Source organism: Coriobacteriia bacterium (assembly GCA_031292615.1).
Taxonomy (GTDB): domain Bacteria; phylum Actinomycetota; class Coriobacteriia; order Anaerosomatales; family JAAXUF01; genus JARLGT01.
This window is the reverse complement of the sequence record JARLGT010000112.1, coordinates 1-23,645: the sequence shown is the minus strand read 5'-3', so window position 1 is coordinate 23,645 and position 23,645 is coordinate 1. Positions and strand designations below refer to the sequence as shown.

Sequence of the window (23,645 nt, the reverse complement as noted above, 5' to 3'; positions counted from 1 at the left end):
GCCGTCGCGGGAGCTCGACGAGTTGTGGGCTCGTCGCAACGAGTACGAGCCGGTGGCGACCATCCTCAAGAGCGCGTCGTCGCTTCTCGATCCTACCGCGCCTGTGTGGGACTACCAGAAGTACCGCGGCCCGCTTTGGCAGGTCCACTTCCTCGGCGAGCTGTGGGCCGATGGGAACGACCCGCGGGCAACCGAACTTGCCGAGCACGCGTTCTCGCGGCAGCTCGACGACGGCGCGTGGAGCGTCAGCGGCAAGCCCGCAGGTGCGATTCCTTGCCTGACCGCGAACGTCGGCCGGGCACTTGCCCGCACGGGTTGGGCGCGCGACGAGCGCGTGGTCCGAGCTCTCGCGCGTGTCGCCGCTGATGCTCGCGATGCCGGCCACCTGGCATGCGGTCGCCGAGAGGCGTACACGCTCAACGGCTACTGTCACATGCTCGCGCCCAAGCTGCTGCTCTTCCTGAGCGAGGTGCCGCGCGAGTTGTGGCCCGACGGAGCCGAAGCGATGCGCGACGAGTGCGTGCGAGTGCTGCGAGCCCGCGAGATCTTTCGCTGCCTGCCCGAGGGGTCGCGTGCCTACCTGGATGTAGCCGGCAAGCACAGGCCCGCCGAGCTGCCGACTGTGCGCCAGCAGTGGCTCGCCGAGCACGGGCCGCTCGTCTACACGGAGAAGCCTGGCTGGCTGAAGTTCGGCTTCCCCCTCTCTTACAACTCCGACGCGCTCGAGTCCCTCGCCGCGCTTGCAGCCGTGGGCGAGCCAATGCGACCCGAGTACGAGCCGGCGCTGGCACTCGTGCGCGACGGGGCCGATTCCGAGCTGCGCTGGGTGCTGCGCAACTCCTTCAACGGCAAGATGCTCGCCGACGTAGAGAAGAAGGGCCAGCCAAGCAAGTGGCTGACCCTTCGGGCGCTGCTGGTGTTGCGGCACTTCGACGGCGAGCGCCTCACGGCCGCACCGGGCTAGACGAGGCCGAGCTTGCGCCAGACGCCAGCGGCGAAGCCGAACGACGGCAGGTACCACATCAGCGATCCCGTCACGTAGATGGTGATGTCCTTGCGCGCGAAGCTGCGCAGCGCATTGTCGGGCTGGAACATCATGTAGCCGACCCAGATCACCGAGACGATCGCGACAATCAGCACGAGGAGCTGCACCGCAGACTGCCACGTGATGCCACGGGTTGCTCGGCGCCAGACCGACCATGCGAGCGGCCCGGCGATCGCGAAGAGTAGCGCCACGAAGATGGGCGTCGTGTACACGTAGTTCTGTGGCTCGAGGTAGGGGCTGATCGGCATGGTGGTCAGTGCGAGTGTCCACAGCACTCCGGTTCCAGTCACCAACGCTAGTGGTGTGAGAATCCCGATTCGCAGCGCGAGCGGCAGCCCGCGGTCGCGGCTGTCGGTGAGGAACGTGGCGACCACCCCGAGTACGAACGGCAGTGTCACGTAGGTCACGTAGGCGAAGTCGTAGGTGCGAAATGGCTGCGTGTTGAGCAGCGCCAGCCCCGGAATGAGAAACGCCCACGAGAACGCGTACACGAGGCTGTATGTGTCCATCACGGGTGGCGTGTCCGGCTCGGCGATGGCGACTGCCTCAGCGGCGGACGTCGGCTGCTCGATCGCGCTTCGCTCGGCGACGACACCGACGGGCGTGCTGGTTGAGAGTGCGGCTTGCGACATGGCTTGCTCCCAGGCATGGGGTCGATTCCTGAGGCTAAGAATCCGCCGCCTCACGAGGACGACCTATGACTTTGGTCAAATCCTGAGAAGAAACGGCCGTCTTTGTCCGACTCGCCAACGGGGTGGGGCGGGTAAGAATGGTCAGGCAGTCTCATTTCAGGAGGTTCTCATGGCACGAAACGATCAGACCATCCTCGTGACGGGCGCAACCGGTCACCAGGGCGGCGCTGCGGCCCGTCACCTGCTTGCTGACGGTTGGAAGGTGCGCGCGTTGGTGCGCGACCCGCAGAAGCCCGCCGCTCGGGCGCTAGCAGCTACCGGCGTGGAACTCGTGCCGGGCGACCTGACGGATCGCGCGTCCCTTGATGCTGCCGTCGCCGGGGCCTACGGAGTCTACAGCCTGCAGACCCCGGTCGGTGTCGAGCAGGAAGTCGCCGAGGCAAAGAACCTTGCCGACGCCGCCATGGCCGCGGGAGTGCGGCACTTCGTGCAGAGCTCGGTCATCGGCGCCGATCGCCCGTCGGTTCTCCCGTGGGTGGCAGGCAAGGTCGAGATCGAAGCCTACCTGCACGCGCTCGGAATGCCGCTGACCATCTTTCGGCCCGTCACCTTCATGGAGAACCTGCTCCATCAGAGGGACGGCATCCTCGCCGGCAAGCTGACCGGCTTCATGCCGGCCGACTCGGTACACCAGTGGATTGCCGCAGACGACATCGGCCGGTTCATCGCGTTGGCGTTCTACGACCCGGACACGTGGGTTGGCCGCACGACTGAGATCGCTGGCGACGAGCTGACCGAGGAGCAAGGCGCGGCGGTGCTCTCGATGGTGCTCGGGACGCCCGTCGTCTACGAGCAGCAGGCGCCGCCAGCTGGCATGCCCACACCGCCGCCCGTTCCTGCGGATGCTCCGGCTCCCCATCGAGCCGACGTCGCCAAGCTGCGCGAGTCGATTCCCGACCTCGTCACGCTCGTTGTGTGGGCTACCAACCAGCACGCCGCGGGCATCCTGTAGCTCGAGTCGCGCCGCGCCTACTTGGCAACGACGATCTGCTTGGCGATCGAGTCGATGAGCTCTCGCGACCCGTCGATCACGATCTGGCCGTCTGTGATCGGGTCCGCCGGGTCCGCCGTCATGACGACTCGGCCACCAACCACGACGGCGATCGTCGCGCCCGGATGAGCGGTTGTGAAATCGCCGAGCTGCTTGGTGCCGTCGGGGTCGAACTGCAGGGTGACCTCTGAGACCGCGATGCCGTTCTGGCTGCCAACGCCCTTGGTGGCCACGAGCAGGTGACCGTCGACCGCCGGAGTGTAGGTGCCCGTCGCCAGGGTCGAGACCTTGTCGGCGGGGCCACCTGCTGCGACCCACGCGGCGATTGCCTGCTGATCGGCCCTAGACAGCTTCGAAACCTCCACGACCTGGACGCCGGGCAGCGTGCCGCTGATCACCACGGGCGCGGTGACCGGTGTCTGCGACGTCGACTGGCTCGGCGCAGCGGAGGATGTGCAGCCCGCCAATGCGACGAACGCGAGCACGACCGCCACGAGGGCGGCCGCGCTTATCGCAGCGTTGGGGGCAGACCTACGTAGCACCTACAACCCCAGCTTCGAGACGACCGCACTCGGGAAGTACGTGCTGGGCGCGGGCGGCTCGGGATCCTGAATCTTGCCGGTCCAGTTGCCGCCCGAGTACTTCGCCCACACTGTGAGCGGGTCGAAGCTGCTGTTCGAGCTCGGAGACGGCTGCACCACAGCAACGCCCCACCATGCGCCCTTGCTATCCTGAGCGACCTTGACACTCGTGATGTTGTAGGGCGACCCGGTCCCGTTCATGTTGGTCTTGGCCCACGCCTTGGCTGCGGTTGAGAGACTCGCCTTCATACTCGTCGCCGAGCCTGAAGTCGTAGTCACCGGCTTGGCGGCGAGGTTCCAGTTGATCTTGCTGATGAGCTCAGGCGAGAAGCTGGGCAGCGCACGCGACGTGGCGGCTGCATTGGCCGAGGCCGTGCCAAAGCGGATAGCCCCGACCGCCTTCCATACACCGCTGATCTTCTCCCACGCCACGAAGACGCGCCCGAGCGAAGCGCCGTCCAGCGGTTCGACATCGCCCAGTGCGGTATCGCCTTGGACGTAGAGCTGGTGGACATAGAACGTGGATGTCGTGGCTAGCTTCGTGCGTGCCGCGTCAAGCAATGCTTGGCGTGTTGCGCTGCCAGCGGCCGGAGTCGTGATCGGGCCGGTCGCGTTGATCTGCGTGGCCGAGGTCGGCTCGACGCTCGTCTGAGTCGACTCGGTCGTTGTAGTAGCGCCTGGGGCTGTGGTCGTCGGAGTGACCGCGGCCGGCGTGATGGTTGGCTTCACACAGCCCGACAACAGGAGCGTTGCGGCGAGAAGCGCGGCTACAGAGAGTGCTGCGATGCGCTTTGCGGACATCATTGAATCCTCCTTGGGCTGCCAGTCGAAACGCACGCGCGCTTCCACCTCTCGCCGAGACGTCCGGTGGCGCAAACGGCCCCTAGCCATACCGATCGGGGTCAGGGCCGATACGCTCGCCTCGGTCGAGCGACTCAATGATAGCCATCTCGGCGTCCGTAAGCTCGAAATCGTAGACGTCAGCGTTCTCGGCGATTCGATGCTCGTGGATGGACTTCGGGATCGTGGTCACCCCGCGCTGCAGAATCCAGCGAATCGACACCTGCGCCGGGGACTTGCCGTGGGACTGTGCGATCTGGACGAGTTCGGGAATCAGCAGTACTCGGCCACGCATGATTGGGGCCCACGCCTGGACGGTGATCCCACTGCCCTGACAGTAGTCGACCAAGCGCGGTTGCTGCAGTCGAGGATGGTGCTCGAACTGATTGAGCGCCGGAGGGACGGTTGCGAGCTCGCGAAGTTGCTCCAGATGGTGAACGAGGAAGTTGCAGACGCCGATCGCCTTCGCGCGACCGGAAGCCTTGATCTCCTCCATGGCGCGCCACGTGTCGCGCATCTTGTCGGGAATCGGCCAGTGGATGAGGTACAGGTCAACGTAGTCAAAGCCGAGTCTCTCGAGGCTTTCGTCGAACGCCGCGAGCGCCGCATCGTAGCCTTGCTCGGTGTTCCACAGCTTGGTGGTCACGAACACGTCATCACGGGCGAGGCCGCTCTCGCGCACCATGCGCCCGACGCTGCCCTCGTTACCGTAGAGTGCCGCCGTGTCGATCGTGCGGTAACCCAGCGACAGGCCGTAGCGAATCTCGCCCTCGACATCGGGACCCTCGTCCGAGCGGTACGTGCCGAGCCCCAACCGGTTGATGGCGACTCCAGGAGCGATGTCGACCCTGTCTGCGAGCGAGTTCAGTTGCGGGCGCTGATGCGGTGACATGGGGCGGGTCCTCTCGGCGACGCGTCAGTTCCAAAGGTAGTAGCTACCCGCGCTTCGCCAAGCCGAAAAGCCCCGCTCGGCGCCGAGAAAAGGCTGAATCATCCTTAGGACACAATAGTTACAACGTGCGCGGATGGTGCGCGGGTTGCATACTACGGGAGCGAAGTGCGTGTTTCGCACACGCCCGGCTCATGTGAAAGCCGGAACCCGGCACCGCAGGAGGCACCAATGGCGCACGTGCGCTCGCTCTTCTTCAAGGGTCCGCTCGCCGACGTGGAGAACAAGGCGATCACCGCCTTTAAGCTCGGGCGACCCAGCGACGTCATCTGGAACATCACGAACCGTTGCAACCTTCTGTGCGACCACTGCTACATGGCCGCCGATGCGCACAGCCTCCCCAGCGAGCTCACCGACGACGAGACGATCGCGCTGGTCCATCAGATGGGCGAGCGCGGGCTGCCGGCACTGTTCCTCTCGGGCGGCGAGCCAATGATGCGCAAGAACTTCTGGGAGATCCTCGAGCTTGCGCGAAGCTACAACATCCGCGTGACCGTTTCGACCAACTGCACGCTCATGGACCGCGACGCCGCCAAGCGCCTCAAGGCCAACGGCATCGACTGGATCGCAACGTCGCTCTACGGACCTGCCGAGTTCCACGACGCGATGGTGGGCGTCCCCGGCACGCGTGACCGAGTCATCGATGCGATCAATATCCTGCGCGAAGAGGGCGTAGGAGTCGCGATCAAGACCGCGATCAGCAAGGCGACGTGGCCCTACGTCTACGACCTCATCCAAGAAGCCAAGGACCTCGACGTGGGCCTCATCTACTTCTGCGACCTGATCACGGCCGGCCGCAGTGAGGGCGAAGACGACGGTCGCATCACTCCCGAGCAGTGGCGCGAGTTGGGCGACTTCATCGTCGACGACATCCTGTCCGAGGAGTCCAAGCTCGAGTGGGACATCGGCGCGATGCCCAGCTTCATCCCCTTCGTCGCCGAGAAGTTCGTGGAGCGCGGCATCGACGTCTCCAACGGCCTCGAGCGCCTCAAGGTCATCTCGGCGTGTCCGGTGGGCAAGGGCCATATGAACATCAACTCCGAGGGCGGCATCATGCCCTGCCAGTTCGCTCAGGACTGGACGATCGGCACCACCCGCGACATGAGCCTGCAGGAGGCCGTCGGCGAGCTGTACAAGCTCGACCAGCAGGAGTCGCAGGGCGTTTGCGCCCCGGAGGCGTGCGAGTACTCGCGCATCTGCCGCGGCTGCCGAGCCAAGGCATGGCAACGCACCGGCGACCCCATGGCCGAGGACATCACGTGTCTGCTGCACGCGGAGTTCGACCGCAGCGAACTGGTCGGCAAGCTCGACGAGACGCCGGAGTTCGACCGGGCTGCCCCGTGCTCGGTGCCAGGAGTCTGCTAAGCGACCTAAGGCACCCACTGCCGTTCGATGCGAGCGATCTTGCCGCTGGTGACGTACCCTGGTCAACTTTGGCCGCACTCTTGGCGTGACAAAAGAGAAGGCCTCCGGATGATCTCCGGAGGCCCATCTCCCATCGCTGCCGAACAGCGACGTTCGTCCGATTACTCGGTTGCGATTGCGTTGCAGGCGTTTGCGCCCGGAACGCCGCCGTCCTAGGCGGTCGCGACCTCCGCGTGAGCGGAAACGGTCAGGACCAGCACAGCGATGTGGCTACTTCGCACTGCTGGATCACCTCCTCTGGACGGCGGGCAGCGGGATTGCGCCCTGGGAATTCTCCTTGGCGGACACAAAGCGAGGAGCGTGCCGAGTTATCGGCGAATTCGGTACGAATCGGATAGCGCCCCACCTCGCGGCAGCCCTAGACTGCAAGTGGCAAGCCCGCACCCGCCGAGGAGCCTTCGAGTGACCGTCACCGACCCCATCGCAGCAGCCGTCGCAGCATCGGCCAACGCCATCGACGCCGCCGTCGACGCTGGCGAGCGCGCGCCGTCGCTCGAGCTGCTCGCCGCCACTGCGCACGTCTCGGCGTCGCATCTGCGGCGCGAGTTCGTGGCCAGTGTGGGCATCACCCCAAAAGCATACGCCGACGCCCGCCGAGCCGAGCGCCTCCGCGAGCAGCTCGCTGCTGGTCACGACGTCGCCGGCGCGATTCACCGCAGCGGCTTTGGGTCGAGCAGCCGCGTCTACGAGCGCGCCGACGACCTGCTCGGCATGACGCCGGCGGCCGCTCGCAAGGGGGCGCCGGGCGAGACGATCGGCTACACACTCGCCGACACCTCGCTGGGACGGCTCGTCGTCGCGACCACCGCGCGAGGCGTGTGCCTCATCGCATTCGGCGACAGCGACGATGAGCTGCTCGCCGACATCGCTCACCGCTTCCCGCGAGCATACGTGGAGCCTGCGGGCGAGGACGTGCGGGCGTGGGTCGAAACCGTCGTTGAGCTGATCGACGAACCGGGCTCGCCGCGTGCTGCCGAGCTGCCGCTCGACGTGCGGGGCACCGTCTTCCAGCGTCAGGTCTGGTCGGCGCTGCGGCAGATCCGCTCGGGCGAAACCGTCACCTACTCACAGCTCGCCGCGGCGATCGGTCGGCCCACCGCGACGCGTGCCGTTGCGGCCGCTTGCGGCGCCAACCCCACGGCCGTGGTCGTGCCGTGCCACCGCGTCATCGGCGCGGACGGCTCGCTGACCGGCTATCGCTGGGGAGTCGAGCGCAAGCGCGCGCTGCTCGAGATGGAGCGCGGTCGCTAAGCGGCGTGCGCGACGCAGTCTGCACGCGAATGCGATAATGCACCCGCGCCTGCGCCCACGCCGAGCGCGCTTCGATCCGGACGAGGGGGTGCTTCGCATGGCCGAGAACTCCGCGATGCCGTGCACGCCGGCCTCGGCGCGCTGGTAGTCGCCGCATGATGGACCGCCTCCGCGAACTCCTACATCTATCGCGCGAACCGCTGTACGCCAACGCCAACGCGCTCGTCGCCAACCAAGTCCTCTCGGCGGGACTGGGATTCGTCTATTGGGTGCTCGCTGCCCGGCTGTACAAGACTGGGGTCGTGGGTCAGAGCTGGGCGGCCATCTCCACGCTGCTCCTGATCTCGGGCATCGCTCAGCTGGGATTCGGCGGCGGGATGACGCGATTCCTGCCTCGCGCGGGCATGCGAACGCGCCGGCTGATCGTCGTGTCGTATGCGGCCGTAGGTGCTACGTCGGTGATTCTGAGCGTGGGGTTTGTGGCGCTGGGCGGGGCAAAGACCCTGGGCGGCGTCCTGGGCTCGGGACCCATGCTTGCGCTGTGGGTGGTCCTCGCCTCGGTCGCGTGGTCGATCTTCCGCCTGCAAGACGCGGTGCTGATTGGATTGCGGCAAGCCAAGTGGGTGCTGTTCGAGAACACCATCTACAACGTCGCGAAGATCGGGCTGTTGGTGATTGGCGTAAAGCTCATCGGCGACACGGGAATCGTAGGCTCCTACTTCCTGCCCACGCCGATCGTCATCATCTTGTGCACGTGGCTGATCTTCGGCGTCTACACGCGCACGAGCCGCCTTTCGCCTGCCCCTGAGGGCGCCGTGCCGCTCACGGTTCGCGAGGTCGCGATGTCCTCAGGCGGCGACCACATCGGATCGCTCGTGGCCGAGTCGGCGTCGCGCTTTCTGCCGCTGATGATCCTGGCGGTGCTGGGTGCCGACGCGACCGCCTACTTCGCGACTGCGTGGTTCGTCGCCACTACGCTCGCGCTGCTCATCAGCGCGATGAACGACTCGTTTACTGCCGAGGCGGCCGGCGACCGGGCACGCATCGGACACTACAGCCGACACATCCTGCGCTACACCGCCTCGATCATCGTCCCAGCGGCCGCAGTCCTGGCGATTGGCGCTCCCCTCATCCTGACCATCTTCCACCCCGAGTACGCCGCCCAGGCAACAACGCTCCTGCGGTGGCTGTGCCTGTCGAGTTTGCTGATCATCTTCAACAACTGGTACCTCGCCTACCTGCGCATCGTCGGCCGGATTCGGCGGGTCGTCTGGCTGCAGGTGATGGCCGCAGTCCTGCTGCTGGGCCTTACCTACGTGCTGCTCAAGCCGCTGGGCATCAACGGCGTTGCGTTCGCCTGGATGCTCAGCGAGGCCGCCATCACACTGTTCGGCCTGGTCGATGCCCGCAAGGTGCTGTTCGGCCCCGAGCCAGCTGAGGCAGGTGCACCAGCGTGACTGCCGCCGACGTAATCTTCCTCTCCCCGCATCTCGACGATGCCGCGCTTTCATGCGGGGGTGCAATCGCGCGACTGGTGAGCGAGGGCGCGCGCGTGACGGTCGTGACGGTCTTCACCGCCGATCAGCCCGCCGGCCAGCCGCTCTCACCGCTCGCGCGCCGCGCGCACGCGTCGTGGGACGTCGGCGACCAGCCGTTCGCGGCGCGACGCGACGAAGACTCTGCGGCAATGCAGCTTCTCGGCGCGCAGGCTGAGTGCCTCGGCATGCTCGACGCGATCTACCGGCGTTCGGCTTCCGGCGAGCCCCTGTACGCCGACCCGCTCAGCTCCCCCGCTGCCAGCGACATCGAGCTCTTCTTGCCACAGCTCGTGGCCGCGCTCCAGGCGGCGGCCCTCGGCACCAACGCTGGGGCGCGCGTCTTCTGCCCGGAATCGACTGGCGGTCACGTCGACCACACGCTCGTGCGCCAGGCCGCCGAGCAGATTGTCGACGCCGAGCGCATCGTCTACTACAGCGAGTATCCGTACAGCGCGCGTCCGGGGGTCTCGGCGAGCGGACCGGGCGATTCGGAGGCATTCGCGCTGCACACCATCGCGCTCACGTCCGAGGAGCTCGAAGCGCGAATTGGCGCCGTGGCGTGCTACGTCTCGCAGCTTCGCGGGCTCTTCCCGTCCGAGGTAGAGCGGCTGCGCGAGATCGCCGTGGCGCGCATCCCCGTTGTAGGACGACATCTGGCACGACCGGCCGACGTCGCTGCGTCGCGCGATCGCATGGCGGCTGCTATCCGCTCCGATGTCGCGACGCAAGGCGGCGAGCGATACTGGTGGCCGAGGTCGGCCCACTCGCCGTTCTCGGCGTGACGCTTGCGCCGAGGCGAACTCGGCTTCATCGTGGGCACGGCGCGCGGTCGGTGCGGTGCGCATGAAGGGGCACCAGACCCGTTGGACTGACGAGGAGGGGAAGTCGCAGCCGATGCCGACAGCTAGCAACCTGCGATTCGAGTGGGTCACCGACACGGCGCGCTTCATGCAGTTGCGCGATGATTGGGACGCATTTGGCGCCTCGGCGATTCACACGGTCTTTCTGACCTTCGATTGGCTTTCGACCTGGCTCGAGGAGCTGGCCCCCCTCGTCGAGCTGCACGTGCTGACAGCTTGGGACGGCGATCGGCTGGTTGCCGCACTCCCGCTTTGCGCCGACCCGGCGCAGGACCGCGGCCGCCGATGGACGTTCATGGGCGTCGGCACCCTGACGCCCAACCATCTCGACATCATCGCCGAGCCCGACGGGCTCGACACCGCGCTCGCCCACTTCGCTGCGAGGCTGCTCGAGGAGCGGGCGAACTGGGACGTTCTCGAGTTCGACAAGATCCCCGCTGACTCCAGCACGGTCGATGCGCTCCAGAACGCGTTTGCCGAGGCGGGCCTCACCACGTCGTGTTCCGTCTCGGCGGTCTGCCCGTACTGTGACCTCCCGTCGACCGCAGAGGAGTACGCGGCACAGCGCAAGAAGCGCATCCGCAAGCAGATTCGGGGAGCCGAACGCTGGCTCGACGAGAAGCCTGGAGCGCGCAGGCTGACCGTGGCCGACAGCGTTGACGCCGCTCTCGCCGCCGAGGCCGCACTCGTGCGCTTCCATCAGGCTCGCTGGGAAGGCAAGGGCTATCCCGGCGCGTTTGCCGATCCACGCGTCATCCGCTTCCACGAGCGCATGGTCGCCGCTGCCCAATCGGCTGGCTACCTGCGGATGTATACGCTCAGGGACGAGGACGAGGTGGTCGCGGTCAGCTACAACTACCGCATGGGCGCCACGGTCCAGGGATACCTGAGCTCGTTCGACTACCGATACGCCGAAGACAGCCCGGGGCTCACTCTGCGCGTCGGCGTGATGAACGCGTCAATCCTCGACGGCGCCACCCGGTTCGACTTCCTCGAAGGCACCGAGTCGTACAAGGCGTCATGGTGCAGTGGACAGCGCGAGAACGTGCGGCTCAGCGTGTTCAACCGAACGCTGGCGGGCAGGGCCGCGCAAGTCAAACTCGCTGCCGGCGAGGCAACCGTGCACCTTGCCAGAGCCGTTCTGCCCGAAGGCCTGCGCGAGCGCGTCATCAAGGCGATTGCCCGAAAGCAAGCTGCAGAGCAGACGGACACCGACGACTAGTGACGCCGTGGCTGCCACGCCTTTTGCCCGCAGGCAGTGAATCCGCTGTTCAAGATGCGATTTTGGCAATTGTGATATTCGTCACAGACAGCCTGAAGACCGCTGCTATTGTTGCAGTAGTACTATCCAGCGGGCATATACCAAGGCGCCTAGGAAACCCGCAAAAGTGAATAGCGTGCAAAGGGAGACTACGATCCGTCGGTAGCATTCGGTCACCAGAGGGGCCGACGGGGAGTCAGTGGTGAGACCGGCCCAGCAACGCGGGCCGGTCTTTGTATTTCAGTCGTAGCCAGCCGCCCGTTCCTAGTGACAGTGATGTCGCCAGCCTCGACAACCGCCGAGGACTGGGAACACCGGAGGTGGCTGATGGTAGATCTCGCTCTCGACCCCACGCGTTACCCGCCCGAGCTTGAGCGCCGGCGTCGCCCGCGCGGTCCACGCTCGCTCAGCATCATCCACAGCAACGACGCCCCGCGCGTCAGCATCGTCATCGCTGCGCTCAACGAGGAAGAGAGCGTCGGTCACGTGCTGCGCCGTCTCCCTGGCGGACTTCATGAGGTCATCCTGGTCGATGGCAACTCCATCGACCGCACCGTCGAGATCGCCCAATCCTTGCGCCCCGACATCCGCGTCGTGTACCAGCCTGGTCGTGGCAAGGGCGATGCGCTGCGAGCCGGCTTCGAAGCCACGAGCGGCGACATCGTTATCGCGATCGATGCGGACGGGTCGACCGACCCTCGCGAGATTCCCGCATTCGTCGGAGCCCTGCTCTCGGGTGCCGACTACTGCAAGGGCTCGCGTTTCATCCCCGGCGGCGGCACCGACGATATGACGTTCACGCGCAGAATGGGCAACCTCGGCCTGATGCTGCTCGCTCGCGCGCTGTTTGGCACCAAGTACACCGATCTTTGCTACGGCTTCACGGGCTTCTGGCGCCGAGAACTCAAGACGCTCGACCTGCGATCCACTGGCTTTGAGATCGAGACCGAGATGAACTTGCGGGCGGCGATCACGAACTTGCGAGTCGTCGAGGTCGCCAGCTTCGAGCAGCCGCGCGTTGGCGGCGTCGCGCATCTCGTTCCACTGACGGACGGGTGGCGCGTGCTCATGGAGATCTTCCGCCAGCGCCAACGCCGGTACGTGCCGCCGGTCGCGCAGATCGCCGGCATCCGGGCTCCCGAGGCCGAACCGCCCTGCTGACGAACTCCCGCTCAGCGTATGATGCTGATGCGAATCGGCTTCAGCTGACTGGCGGAAAGACAGTGCGCACAAACTGCGCGGACATCTCGGTCATCATTTGCGCATACACGCTGAACCGCTGGAGCGATCTGCTCGCAGCGGTTCAGTCTGTCCGCGATCAGACGCTCGCCCCGTCGCAGCTAATCGTCGCAATCGACTACAACGACGAGCTCCTCGCCCGCGCGCGCGACACCTTCCCCAAGGCCACGGTCGTGCCCAACGACGGGCCCAAGGGGCTTTCCGGCGCCCGCAACACCGCAGTTTCGCTCGCGACCGGCGACATCGTCGCGTTTCTCGACGACGACGCGGTCGCCGCCCCCACATGGCTTGCCGAGCTGGCGACAGGCTACTCGGCGGACAACGTACTGGGCGTGGGCGGACACATCGCTCCGATGTGGGAGAGCGCGCGCCCCGGCTGGTTCCCGGAGGAGTACGACTGGGTGCTGGGCTGCACCTATCGAGGAATGCTCGAGGGCTCGCGCGTTCGCAACCTCATCGGCGCGAACATGTCGTTCCGACGCGAGGTGCTCATTGCCGCCGGAGGCTTTAGCCCCGAACTCGGCCGTACGGGCATCCAAGCCACCGGTGCCGAGGAGACAGGCGCTTGTATTCGCGCGTCGCAGCTCTACCCCGGCGGCGTCTTCATCTACGCGTCGTGCGCCCGAGTAGAGCATCGCGTACCGGCGTCCCGCGCGACTTGGCGCTACTTCCGCGATCGCTGCTATGGCGAGGGCCTCTCCAAGGCGCACCTCAGCCGTTTGGTCGGCTCGCACGACGGCCTCTCCTCCGAACGCCGGCACACGATGGTCACGATTCCCGCCGGTGTCGGCCGCGCCCTGCTCGCGTTCTTTGGCGGCGACTCAACAGGCTTCGCCCGCGCTGGAACGCTCGTGGCCGGTCTCGCCTACGCCGGCGCAGGGTACGTCGCCGGGCTGGTTGCGGGAGCCGGATCACCGCCGGCGTCAGCACCGGCGCTCGCTGCCCCAGCGGCCGCAACGCTGGCGAGCGCCGCCGTCGCCGAGCTTACCCTGCCGCGCCTCCGCGTCCTGATGGTCACGCCGCGCTACTTCCCGCAGGTCGGCGGCGTGGAGCACCACGTCGCGCAGGTCGCGCGGCTGATGGCGGTCGACGCCGACGTGACGGTCCTGACCACCGATACGACGGGCGAGCTGCCCGCGACCGAACTCGTCGATGGCGTGCGGGTCGCGCGCGTTCGCGCATGGCCTCGCAACCGCGACTACTACTTCGCTCCCGCCATCTACGGGACGATCGTCGGCGGCGAATGGGACATCGTCCACATCCAGTCGTACCACACGACGGTCGCCCCGATCGCCATGCTGGCAGCACTGCGAGCGTGCATCCCCTACGTGCTGACCTTCCACGGCGGCGGTCACTCGTCGCGCATGCGCGAATCGCTGCGTGGCGCCCAGTGGGCGGTCCTGCGGCCTCTACTCGTGCGCGCCCGGCGCCTCATCGCCGTGGCGGAGTTCGAGGCCGAGCGGTTCTCGGCGGCGCTGAAGGTACCACGCGAGCGCATCGCGGTCATTCCCAACGGCTCCGACCTCCCCGCGATAGGTGCCGAGGAAGGCGAGCGCCTGCGTGCCGCCAGCCCCAATACGATCGTCTCGGTGGGTCGGCTCGAGCGATACAAGGGGCATCATCGCGTGATCGAGGCGATGCCGGCAGTCCTGCGCGAGTTGCCCGACGGGAAGTTGCGCGTCATCGGCACCGGCCCCTACCAGCCCGAACTCGAGGCGCTCGTGCAGCGGCTGGGTCTGGGCGACAACGTGACGATCGGCGCGATCCCGCCGTCGGACCGCGGGGCGATGGCGGCCGCGCTGGCTGGCTCGTCGCTGTTCGTGCTGATGAGCGAGTTCGAGACGCACCCCCTCGCAGTCATCGAGGCGCTCGGCCTGGGTCGCCCGGCGCTCGTCGCCGACACCTCCGGCCTCGCCGAACTCGCCCGCTCCGGCGTGGCGCGCGCCATCCCGCTCGACGCCACCACCGCCGCGCTTGCCGAGACAATCGTCGCCGAGCTGCGCAATCCTCGGCCCGTCCCCCACATCTCGGCACCGACATGGCAGGCGTGTACCGAGCGCATTCTCGGCGTGTACCGCGACGTCCTTTCGCCCGAGCCGCTCGCCGAGGGTGCGCGCGTTGCAGCAAGCGCGCAGGGGGAGTGACCATGTGGCTTCACTCCGACTCGCTTGACGATTTCACTGCCGAGGCAGAGGCCGGCATCACGTGGGTGTCGGGCTCGCTGCGCTGGTCGCGGGTCACGGCGCCGGCACTGATGGCCGTGCTCGGAGTGGCGTGCGTCGCGATTGCCGACGCGCTCGCACGTCAGGGCGCGCTGGGCACCACGCCGCTTTGGTGGCTGGGCGTGCTGGCGATCTTCGCGCCGGCGGCAGCCACGCTGTTCTTCGTGCGAGTCTCGCGAACCGAGGCCATCTTCATCCTGGTGCTCGTCGCGCTCGCACTCTACGCGGTGAAGCTGACGTATGCGCCGGGGATGCTGTGGGGCTACGACGAGCTGCTCCACTTTCGCACCGCCGACAACATTCTGACCACCGGCCGCCTGTTCACCCACAACTCGCTGCTCGAGGTCTCGCCGTACTACCCCGGCATGGAGCTGGTCACCGCGGCACTCGTGCGCGTGACCGGACTGACGATCGTGCAGGCCGGGCTGCTGCTGGTCGGCCTGGCTCGGCTGCTCACGGTGCTAGCCATCTTCCTCTTGCTCGAGCGTGTGGCGCAGCCGTCGCGCTTTGCCGCCCCTGCGGCGCTTCTCTACATGGCGAGTCCCGCGTTCATCTACTTCGACTCGATGTTCGCCTACGAGTCGCTTGCGCTGGGGCTCTCACTCGTGTGCGTATTCGTGCTTCATGCGGCGCAGCTCGAGGAGGGCGCGCGCCGGCGACGCCTCAACGGCGTGGGCGCTCTTCTGCTGCTCGCCGTAGTGATCACCCACCACGTCACGTCGTTCATCCTGGTGGCTGCGCTCGTGCTTTGGACGCTAGCGTCGCTGTGGAGCGCACAACGCAAGCGCAGCAAGCAGGAGCCCGGCGAGCGCGCGGACGCTCGCTCGCGCAAGCGGCGCGTCTTCTTGAGCGACCTTCCCGGCAGCGGCTGGGTGCCGATAGTGGGCGTGGTGGCCGTGCTAGTATGGCTGCTCAACATCGCCGAGGTCGCCATCTCTTACCTGACGCCACAGATCCTCTCGGGGTTCACCGAGATCGTCCGCATCATTCACCATGAGGGCACCAGCAGACAGCTCTTCCAGTCGGCCGCTGGACACACCGCGCCGCTCCTCGAGCGCGCGATCGGCATCGGTTCGGTGCTCCTGATCCTGGTGCTGATCCCCATCGGCATGAAGTACCTGTGGGAGCGGCGCCACTCCAACGTTCTGTCGCACGCCCTCGCCATCGGGGCACTGGGCTACCCAGTGATTCTGGCGCTGCGCCTCACGCAGAGCGGCTGGGACGTGGCGTCCAGGGCGACAGCATTTGTCTACGTGCCACTCGCCTTCGCGATAGCCGCCGGCCTCGAGCCGCTGGTCGCGCGCTACATCCGCGCCAACCGATTGGGGGCGCTTGCCGTCGTTGTGGTCGCTACTGTCATCTTCGCTGGGGGCATTGTCGCGGGAACGTCGCCCGTTACTCGGCAGCCCTCGGTCTACAGCCCTGGAGTCGCCGAGGTACCCTACGACATCGAGTCGGTCGCTGCGGCGAACTGGGAAGCCACAACGCTGGGCGCAGGGCACAGGATCGCTGCTGACTCCGCAAGCGGCGTGCTGTCGGGCAGCCTTGGCCGACAGGAGATGGTCTCGCAGGCCGACAACGTCTCGGTCTCCGAGCTGTTCCTGTCGCCGGGGTTCGGCGCAGGTGCTCGGCAGGTCGTCCGAGACGGCCGCGTCGAGTACGTAGTTGTGGACCGGAGGATTGCTGGAGCCGCACCGCTCAAGGGCTTCATCTACGAGCCTTGGGAGAAGCAGGTCGTGGACTACGGCTCATCAGTGAGCAGCGAGACAGTCAACAAGTTCGACACGATGCCCAAGGCGAGCAAGGTCTTTGATAGCGGTAACGTCGAGCTCTTCGCCGTGCAGGGACTGCTGAGATGAACCGGGACCGGACCGCCATCATCATTGCCCTCGTTGCCGTCGCCTGCGCGGCACTTCTGCTGACCGTTGGCGACTCAGTGGTGTGGTTACGCGTTATCGTCGGAGTCCCCTTCGTGCTGCTGTTGCCCGGCCACGCTGTCATGCTCTACGTCGATCCCGAAGGCCGTCTGGGCGTTGCCGAATGGTTCGTGCTGGCGGTTGGCACGAGCATCTCGATCACCATGCTCGTGTGCGCGGGTCTGGCCACCACCGTTGGCCTCTACGAGCACGGAACGATCGTCGGGATTGCAGCAGCGACGCTGGTCGCGCTGGTAGTGGCTAGCCTGCGCAACACCGACGAGCTGCCTCGCGGCAAGGTGCCCGGTCGGCGTCATCCCGGCCGTCGCCTGGCTTGGGGCGCGGCTGCGCTTCTGGGGTGCGTCCTGTTCGTCGGCTTACTCGCAATCCCGTTCGACACGACCGCCGAGGCCACTCAGACCGTCCAACTCTGGGGGCTGCCGAACAACGCCGACGGGAGCCTGAGCATCGGCACGCACAACGTGGACGCCACGTCGCACCGCTACACGCTCACAATCGCGCAGCAAGGCCAGCTCATCTCTCGGCAAGAGTTCTACCTGCCAGCGGGCACCACGCGCACCTTCGTCGTGAAGCGCTCGGCGCTGCTGACAGCTAGCGCTCCCGTCACGGGCGAGCTTGTGGATGCCACCAGCGCAGTCTCCAAGCGCAGCATCTCGGTCTGGGCAACGCGATGACCGCGCCGAGCCGAGCCGCCAGCGCATCCACGCCCCAGCCCGTCGCATCCCAGCGCACGGAGCTGCGCATCCTGCTGCTCGCCCAGTTCTACCCGCCCATCATCGGCGGCATCGAGGTGCACGTGCAGACGCTCGCGCGCGGCCTGGTCGTGCGCGGACACGAGGTCGCCGTCGCAACGCTCGCGACCGCCGCCGAGAAGCCCGGCGAGCGCCTCGACGAGGGCGTGCACGTCCACTCGCTGCAGGGCGCGGTGCAGCGCATCGGATTCCTGCACGCGACGGAGCGGCGACACGCCATCCCGCTCGCCGACCCCGAGCTGGTCGGCGGTTTGCGACGCCTCGCGCGCGACTTCGAGCCGGATGTCGTTCACGCACACAACTGGCTGGGCCGCTCGTACGTGCCGCTCAAGCGAGAGATCGGCGCGCCATACGTGGTGTCGCTGCACGACTCGGGGCGAATCTGTACGCAGGGCCGCATGATGTTTCGCGGGCAGGAGCTATGCACTGGCCCCACGTTCGGTCGCTGCCTGTCGTGTTGCGCCGTGCAGTTCGGCGCGGCGAAGGGCACCGTGACCTATCTCGGCAACCGCCTCGCGCGCGGCGCCGAAGCCCGAGAGACCGATCTCTTCCTGCCGGTGAGCAGCGCTGTCGCCGACTCCAACCACCTCGCGGCCGACGGCCTGCCCTTCGAGGTCGTCCCCAACTTCGCCGAGGACGCGACGCCGCAGTTGCCCTGTGCCGACCCCCGCCTCGCCGAGCTTCCCGCGGAACCTTTCATCCTGCAGGTGGGTGATGTGGTCGCCGACAAAGGTGTCGACGTGCTCTTCAAGGCGTACCGCAGCATGCCCTCACCGCCGCCGCTCGTCTTGATCGGCCGCATCGCCGAGTCAGTTCGCACAGCGCTGCCGCCTGGCGCAATCTCTGTCGGTCCGTGGCCGCACGACCTCGTGCTCGAGGCGTGGCGGCGCAGCATGTTCGGGACGATGCCGTCGCTGTGCCTCGACGCGTGTCCCACCGTGACGTTCGAAGCGATGGCGGCGGCCAAGCCCGTGGTCGGCTCGGCGCTTGGCGGCCTGCTCGACCAGATCGTCGACGGGGACACCGGGATGCTGGTTCCGGCTGGCGACGCGCTCGCGCTTGCGCAGGCGATGTCGCGACTCGCGGCCGACGCACCTCTCCGCAAGCAGATGGGCGCAGCCGCGCGCTCGCGTTTCGAGGCCGAGTTCCAGGCCGGCGTGGTCATCGACCGCATCGAGGCGATCTACCAGCGCTTGGCCGGCGCTGCGCGGTAGCGTTCGCGCTGCCCTCCTCCACCGCCTGTGCTCCGTCGAGTGTCATACTATCTCCCGAGGTGAAGCGCATGATTCAGCACTCCAAAGTACCGCAAGATGCGACCCATATCGCTGGCGACACCTACTACCTGCCGGGGCTCACCAACTCGGGATTCATCGAGGGCCTCGTCATCGACACGGGTCCCGAGGAGTGCGCCTACGACGGCTGCGAGATCGACCGGCTGGCCATCACCCACGGCCACGCCGACCACTTTGCGTGCGGCTCGAAGCTACGCGACCGCGGCGCGACCGTCGTTGCCGGCCGAGACGATGCCGCGCTCGTCGAGAACCCCGACATCAACATCCGCGGCATGTTCAGCTGGGCCAAGCCTGGTGACATGCTCGTCACCAAACTCTTCATGGGCGCGCCGTGCCCGGTGGACGCGGAAGTCGAGCAGTGGCGCGACAAGCGAGCCACGCCGGTTGCACTGCCCGGCCACACCCTGGGCCACTACGGCTTCCTGACACGCGACGGGGTTCTCTTCACTGGCGACGCCCTCTACGAGCACGAACTGTGGAAGCGACATCGCTTGCCGTACGCGATCGACCCCGACATGGTCGCCCAGTCGCTCAACGCGATTCGCGACGTCGACTTCGAGTGGCTCGTCCCCGGCCACGGCAACCTCATCGATCGTGCTGCCGCCATCAAGGATATCGCCTTCCACGCCGACCAGATTCGGGCGATCGAGGAGCTGCTGCTCGTCGCACTAAAGAAACCCCGCACCACCGAGGAGGCCATCCAGCTGGTCTCGGCGGAACGGGGCCTCTCGAGCAATCCCGCCGGCTACTGGCTCGCAGTCACGACCGTGAAGGGCTACCTGCGCAACTTGCTCGGGCGCGAACTGCTCGAGTTCAGCGTCGTGAACCACACGGGCGTGTGGCACGCGGTCGGCTAGGCTCCGCCTAGTGGTGGAACATCGGCCAGTAGACGAAGTACCAGCCAGCCAGTAGCAAGAGCACGGCGAAGACGAGCACCCAGATCAGCGTCTTGGACTTCGTCGCAGCGAACGCGCCGTGTAGGTGCTCGGACTCCTCGATGCGCTCCTCGCGAGTCTGGTGCGCCGCCTCACCGGCACCGTGCGTGTTGACGTCGCCGAGAACCGTCAGAGCCTGTTCCTCTTGGTCGCGCTGAACCTCGAGGATGACTCGGTGCTCGTCGTCGTGCGCCACCCGGGACGTGATGTGCGCCTTGGTGAGCTTATGCTCGAGCGCCTCGACGTGAGCCTTCGAGCCCGCGCCGCCGCGATGGACAACGACCCATTCCGATCCTGATGCGTGCTTGTCGGGCGCCGCATGCTCTTCGGCAGAAGGAATCAGCGGCTTGTCCGGGAAGATGGGGTCACTCAAGGGATTCTCCGATCAAGTCGTGTTGGTAGAAGCTGGAAACGTGCAACTCACTACCATCATCATAGGGTTTCGTGGGCCACCAGAACGGAAACCCATTCCACGGAGGATTATCGAACGCACATCTGGAAGGAGTGCCTCAATGGCCAGCATCAGGGGGACCAAGACCGAGCAGAACCTGCTCAAGTCATTCGCGGGCGAGTCGCAGGCTCGCAACCGCTACACGTATTTCGCCAGCGTTGCCAAGAAAGAAGGCTTCGAGCAGATCTCGGCGATCTTCACCGAGACCGCAGACAACGAAAAGGAGCACGCCAAGGTCTTCTTCAACTACCTCGAGGGCGGCGACCTTGAGATCATGGCGAGCTACCCGGCAGGCAAGATCGGCACGACCGCCGAGAACCTTGCCGCCGCAGCCGCTGGCGAGAAGATGGAGTGGGGCACGCTCTATCCCGAGTTCGCCGCCGTGGCGCAGGCCGAAGGCTTTCTCGACGTGGCCGACTCCTACCGCCAGATCGCCGAGGTTGAGGCGCATCACGAGGACCGCTACAACCGCCTGCTCGCCAACGTGAACAGCGGAAGCGTCTTCAAGAAGTCCTCACCCACCAAGTGGATCTGCCGCAACTGCGGATACGTAGCCGAGGGCGCCGAGGCTCCGATGGTCTGCCCGGCCTGCAAGCACCCGCAGGCCTACTACGAGCTCCTCTGTGAAGGCTATTAGGCCCCATCAAGTCCCGCAGCTCCTCGATGGCCCCGCGAGCGGAGACGCTGGCGGGGCCATCGTGTGCGGCATGGCTATCGCTCGCCGAATGGAGCGAGGCCTCGGAAGCTGGGCAGCCTCCGAGGCCTCTTCGCAACGCGGATCCGGCAACCCGCCTAGCGCACGATCTTGCTGATCGGCATCTCAAGGATGTCCTCAGCGCCAGCGGATTTGAGTGCAGGTATCAAGACGTTCACAGTGCTCTTGTCGGCCACCGTGGAAATCTCATAGTCGTCCGATCCGTAGAGCTTTGCAACCGTCGGACGCTTCATCGCAGGTAGTTGGGCTATTACGTCGTCCAGCTTGTCGCATGGGACGTTCATGTTGAGCAGCACGCGCCCGCGCGCCTCGATCACGCCAAGAAGCAGTGTGCGGATCTCTTCGATCTCGCGGCGCTTCGCGGGATCGTTCCAAGCTGCATGGCTGGCCAGCAGCCGGGTGGTCGACGTCAGCACCGTGTCGACGATCTTCAGGCCGTTGCGGCGAAGCGTCGAGCCGGTCTCGGTGAGATCGACGAGCGCATCCATCATCTCGGGAACCTTGGCCTCGGTGGCGCCGTAGCTGAAGTGGACCTCCACGGGGATGCCGAGCTCCTCAAAGTACGCCTTGGTGACGCGCGGGAACTCCGTCGTTATGCGGCTGCCGGCCGCGATGTGGCGCGCGTTTTCGACGGGCGACTCCTGCGGCACCGCCAGCACCATGCTCACGAAGCCGGTGCCGGTCTTGGCGTAGGGCAGTTCGGCGACCTCGACCACGTCGGCACCCGACTCCGTCACCCAGTCGTGGCCGGAGATCCCAAGGTCGAAGTAGCCGTCCTGGACGTATCCTGGAATCTCCTGCGGGCGCAAGATCTTGACCTTGCCCACGCGTGGATCGGCAATCACCGGGTTGTACTCGCGTGCCGACTTCTTGACCTCGAGGTCGGCCTGGGAGAAGAGCAGGAGCGTCTGCTCCTCAAGTGAGCCCTTTGGCAAGGCGATCGAAAGCATGGCCGAGAACCTCCGGATTCGTGGTCGCAATCTGGTGCGCCTGCCGCGCACTCCACCACTCTATCATGCTATAGCGCCTTGCGTCGCCTGACGCGTTTCGGGAACCTTCTGTACGTGCTGGTCTCTCTTCCGCCGGGTTGGCGGCTTCCTTGAGGAGTATCGATGGCTGATAGCTGGCAGATGTCGCTCGACCGCGTGGATGCGTTGCGCGCGCTCGATGACGACTCGATCGTTGCGGCGAGTGCCACACGGGCGCTGCTGCACGACGCCCCGACCGCTGAAGTCGCGCTCCTTATGCACGGCTTCACCAACTCGCCGGCGCAGTGGCGCGAGGTGTCGGCCGCCTACTACGCTGCGGGTTACAACGTGCTCGTGCCGCGCGTCCCGTTCCACGGCCTGAAGGACCCGCTCAACCGCGAGATGAGCCAGCTCACGCCGGAAGTGCTGGCCGAGTTCACCGATCGCGCGGTCGACGCTGCAGCCGGACTGGGTGGCCGGCTTCGAGTGGTGGGGCTCTCTCTGGGAGGGCTGCTCGCCGCGTACGCTGCGAGGAATCGCACCGAGGTCGCTGAAGCGATTCTGATTGCGCCGTTCTTCCAGCCCAACGCAATCCCCGAGTGGGTCGATGCGCCGTTTGACGCCGCGATGCGTGCGCTCCCCGACGTGTACAGCTGGTGGAACCCCGCCAAGCGCGAGGCGGAGGTCCGAGGCACGTGGGCGTACCCCAAGTTCTCGCTCAAGGCGATCGCCGCGATGATCGCCCTGCGTCGGCAGCTCGCCCACGACTCTGCTCGCCGAGACAACCGCGCCGAGCGCATCCTGCTGGTCATCAACGACCACGACATCGCGGTGCGAAGCGACGTGGCGCGCAAACTGACCGATGAGCTGTTCCGCGATCTCGCCGAGGAAGTCGACACGGCCGTCCTCGAAGACTCGCTTGGGCTAACGCACGATGTTGTCGAGCCAAACGGCGACAACCGCGACCGGATGGACACCGTTCGCGAGCGCCTCTGGCCGCTTCTCGGCCTTACGCCACCTCCCGCCGGTACGCCCAACTCGCCGATTCCAGGAGGTGGATACTTCTCAGCGGAGAGTGACGGCGCGGCCTAGTCCCCGTTGGGAGCGGTAGGTGGGCGGCGCCACCCGGTTCCAATAGCATTCTGCTTGTCTAGAAACGCATAAGCGCCCTGGAGGGGGATCCGGGGCGCTTACTTTGCGGGGCTATGGTGTCGGGGGATGGCCGACACCATGCAAGGGGGACTAGATGAAGTGGACCAGAACGGCCAGGGCGACGATCGCACCCATGAGAGCTGCCGTGCGACCATAGAAAACGTTGCCTTCGCTGAAGCTGTCAAACATGTCGAACGCCTCCTTCAAAGCGACCGTTCTTGTGGTCGCGTTCCTTCTATCTGTATCTTCGGCCCCATGATGGTGAAGAACAATTGTCGGTGTCTTACGTATAACGTAAGCTGTACTACATGTTGAACGTCAACCGACTCCGCATGCTGCGTGAGGTCGCGTCGCGCGGAACCATCGCCGCGGCGGCCGAAGCGCTGTTCATGACGCCGTCCGCCGTCTCTCAACAGATGGCTGTGCTCGAGCGGGAGGCTGGCACTCCGCTCCTCGAGCGGCGCGGGCGTGGCGTTCGCCTCACCGATGCGGGCCTGCTGCTCGTCCAAAACACCGAGCGCATCCTCGCCGAGCTCGAACGCGCCGAGG

General features: G+C 66.3%; 22 protein-coding genes. 16 read left to right on the top strand and 6 right to left on the bottom strand.

The window, feature by feature from the left end; translation table 11 throughout:
• The coding region (locus P4L93_10295) for a hypothetical protein (protein ID MDR3687333.1) at nucleotides 1-964 on the top strand (964 nt) is incomplete at its 5' end.
• On the opposite strand, the gene P4L93_10290 is transcribed toward P4L93_10295, so the two are convergent.
• A complete protein-coding gene (locus tag P4L93_10290; GenBank protein MDR3687332.1) occupies nucleotides 961-1,677 on the bottom strand; it encodes a hypothetical protein in 717 nt (238 codons plus the stop codon). The genes P4L93_10295 and P4L93_10290 overlap by 4 nt on opposite strands.
• Nucleotides 1,678-1,846: 169 nt before the next feature.
• On the opposite strand from P4L93_10290, the gene P4L93_10285 reads away from it, so the two are divergent.
• Nucleotides 1,847-2,689 (top strand): NmrA/HSCARG family protein, encoded by an 843-nt coding sequence (locus P4L93_10285; protein MDR3687331.1) that lies wholly within the window; start codon nucleotides 1,847-1,849, stop codon nucleotides 2,687-2,689.
• A 17-nt stretch (nucleotides 2,690-2,706) separates the two neighbouring features.
• Here the strand turns inward: P4L93_10285 and P4L93_10280 are convergent, their stop codons facing one another.
• The 3 genes from P4L93_10280 to P4L93_10270 form a co-directional block, all read right to left on the bottom strand.
• On the bottom strand, nucleotides 2,707-3,270 hold the full coding sequence (locus tag P4L93_10280) for a hypothetical protein (GenBank protein MDR3687330.1): 564 nt from the start codon (nucleotides 3,268-3,270) through the stop codon (nucleotides 2,707-2,709).
• Nucleotides 3,271-4,113, bottom strand: coding sequence for a hypothetical protein (locus P4L93_10275; GenBank protein MDR3687329.1), 843 nt, complete (start codon nucleotides 4,111-4,113; stop codon nucleotides 3,271-3,273).
• Between the two features lie 79 nt (nucleotides 4,114-4,192).
• On the bottom strand, nucleotides 4,193-5,041 hold the full coding sequence (locus tag P4L93_10270; GenBank protein MDR3687328.1) for an aldo/keto reductase: 849 nt from the start codon (nucleotides 5,039-5,041) through the stop codon (nucleotides 4,193-4,195).
• 228 nt (nucleotides 5,042-5,269) lie between these two features.
• Between P4L93_10270 and P4L93_10265 the strand changes: the two genes are divergently transcribed.
• The 11 genes from P4L93_10265 (at nucleotide 5,270) to P4L93_10215 (ending at nucleotide 19,732) form a co-directional block, all read left to right on the top strand.
• The gene (locus tag P4L93_10265; GenBank protein ID MDR3687327.1) at nucleotides 5,270-6,463 is read left to right on the top strand and encodes a radical SAM protein; all 1,194 of its coding nucleotides are present in this window, start codon (nucleotides 5,270-5,272) and stop codon (nucleotides 6,461-6,463) included.
• 462 nt (nucleotides 6,464-6,925) lie between these two features.
• A complete protein-coding gene (locus P4L93_10260) occupies nucleotides 6,926-7,774 on the top strand; it encodes a methylated-DNA--[protein]-cysteine S-methyltransferase (GenBank protein MDR3687326.1) in 849 nt (282 codons plus the stop codon).
• 155 nt (nucleotides 7,775-7,929) lie between these two features.
• Nucleotides 7,930-9,231, top strand: a complete 1,302-nt coding sequence (locus P4L93_10255) for a polysaccharide biosynthesis C-terminal domain-containing protein (GenBank protein MDR3687325.1) — start codon at nucleotides 7,930-7,932, stop codon at nucleotides 9,229-9,231.
• On the top strand, nucleotides 9,228-10,094 hold the full coding sequence (locus tag P4L93_10250; GenBank protein MDR3687324.1) for a PIG-L family deacetylase: 867 nt from the start codon (nucleotides 9,228-9,230) through the stop codon (nucleotides 10,092-10,094). Before P4L93_10255 ends, P4L93_10250 begins: the two co-directional genes overlap by 4 nt.
• A gap of 112 nt (nucleotides 10,095-10,206) precedes the next feature.
• The gene (locus P4L93_10245) at nucleotides 10,207-11,394 is read left to right on the top strand and encodes a GNAT family N-acetyltransferase (protein MDR3687323.1); all 1,188 of its coding nucleotides are present in this window, start codon (nucleotides 10,207-10,209) and stop codon (nucleotides 11,392-11,394) included.
• Between the two features lie 366 nt (nucleotides 11,395-11,760).
• Nucleotides 11,761-12,594, top strand: a complete 834-nt coding sequence (locus tag P4L93_10240) for a glycosyltransferase family 2 protein (protein ID MDR3687322.1) — start codon at nucleotides 11,761-11,763, stop codon at nucleotides 12,592-12,594.
• Nucleotides 12,595-12,656: 62 nt separating this feature from the next.
• Entirely contained in the window at nucleotides 12,657-14,816 is a 2,160-nt protein-coding gene (locus P4L93_10235; GenBank protein ID MDR3687321.1) for a glycosyltransferase, read from the top strand.
• Nucleotides 14,817-14,818: 2 nt separating this feature from the next.
• Nucleotides 14,819-16,753 (top strand): hypothetical protein, encoded by a 1,935-nt coding sequence (locus P4L93_10230; GenBank protein ID MDR3687320.1) that lies wholly within the window; start codon nucleotides 14,819-14,821, stop codon nucleotides 16,751-16,753.
• The gene (locus P4L93_10225; protein MDR3687319.1) at nucleotides 16,750-17,505 is read left to right on the top strand and encodes a DUF1616 domain-containing protein; all 756 of its coding nucleotides are present in this window, start codon (nucleotides 16,750-16,752) and stop codon (nucleotides 17,503-17,505) included. The genes P4L93_10230 and P4L93_10225 overlap by 4 nt, the downstream gene beginning before the upstream one ends.
• Entirely contained in the window at nucleotides 17,502-18,797 is a 1,296-nt protein-coding gene (locus tag P4L93_10220; GenBank protein MDR3687318.1) for a glycosyltransferase family 4 protein, read from the top strand. The genes P4L93_10225 and P4L93_10220 overlap by 4 nt, the downstream gene beginning before the upstream one ends.
• Before the next feature lie 68 nt (nucleotides 18,798-18,865).
• Nucleotides 18,866-19,732: an MBL fold metallo-hydrolase gene (locus P4L93_10215; protein MDR3687317.1), complete on the top strand. Its 867-nt coding sequence runs from the start codon at nucleotides 18,866-18,868 to the stop codon at nucleotides 19,730-19,732.
• 7 nt (nucleotides 19,733-19,739) lie between these two features.
• On the opposite strand, the gene P4L93_10210 is transcribed toward P4L93_10215, so the two are convergent.
• The gene (locus P4L93_10210) at nucleotides 19,740-20,183 is read right to left on the bottom strand and encodes a hypothetical protein (GenBank protein MDR3687316.1); all 444 of its coding nucleotides are present in this window, start codon (nucleotides 20,181-20,183) and stop codon (nucleotides 19,740-19,742) included.
• 139 nt (nucleotides 20,184-20,322) lie between these two features.
• Here P4L93_10210 and P4L93_10205 point away from each other — a divergent pair, with 139 nt between their 5' ends.
• Nucleotides 20,323-20,898 (top strand): rubrerythrin family protein, encoded by a 576-nt coding sequence (locus P4L93_10205; GenBank protein MDR3687315.1) that lies wholly within the window; start codon nucleotides 20,323-20,325, stop codon nucleotides 20,896-20,898.
• A 155-nt stretch (nucleotides 20,899-21,053) separates the two neighbouring features.
• On the opposite strand, the gene hisG is transcribed toward P4L93_10205, so the two are convergent.
• The gene (hisG, locus tag P4L93_10200; protein MDR3687314.1) at nucleotides 21,054-21,926 is read right to left on the bottom strand and encodes an ATP phosphoribosyltransferase; all 873 of its coding nucleotides are present in this window, start codon (nucleotides 21,924-21,926) and stop codon (nucleotides 21,054-21,056) included.
• Between the two features lie 162 nt (nucleotides 21,927-22,088).
• On the opposite strand from hisG, the gene P4L93_10195 reads away from it, so the two are divergent.
• Together P4L93_10195 and P4L93_10190 are read left to right on the top strand one after the other, a co-directional pair.
• Entirely contained in the window at nucleotides 22,089-23,036 is a 948-nt protein-coding gene (locus P4L93_10195; GenBank protein ID MDR3687313.1) for an alpha/beta fold hydrolase, read from the top strand.
• A gap of 368 nt (nucleotides 23,037-23,404) precedes the next feature.
• The coding region (locus P4L93_10190; GenBank protein ID MDR3687312.1) for a LysR family transcriptional regulator at nucleotides 23,405-23,645 on the top strand (241 nt) is incomplete at its 3' end.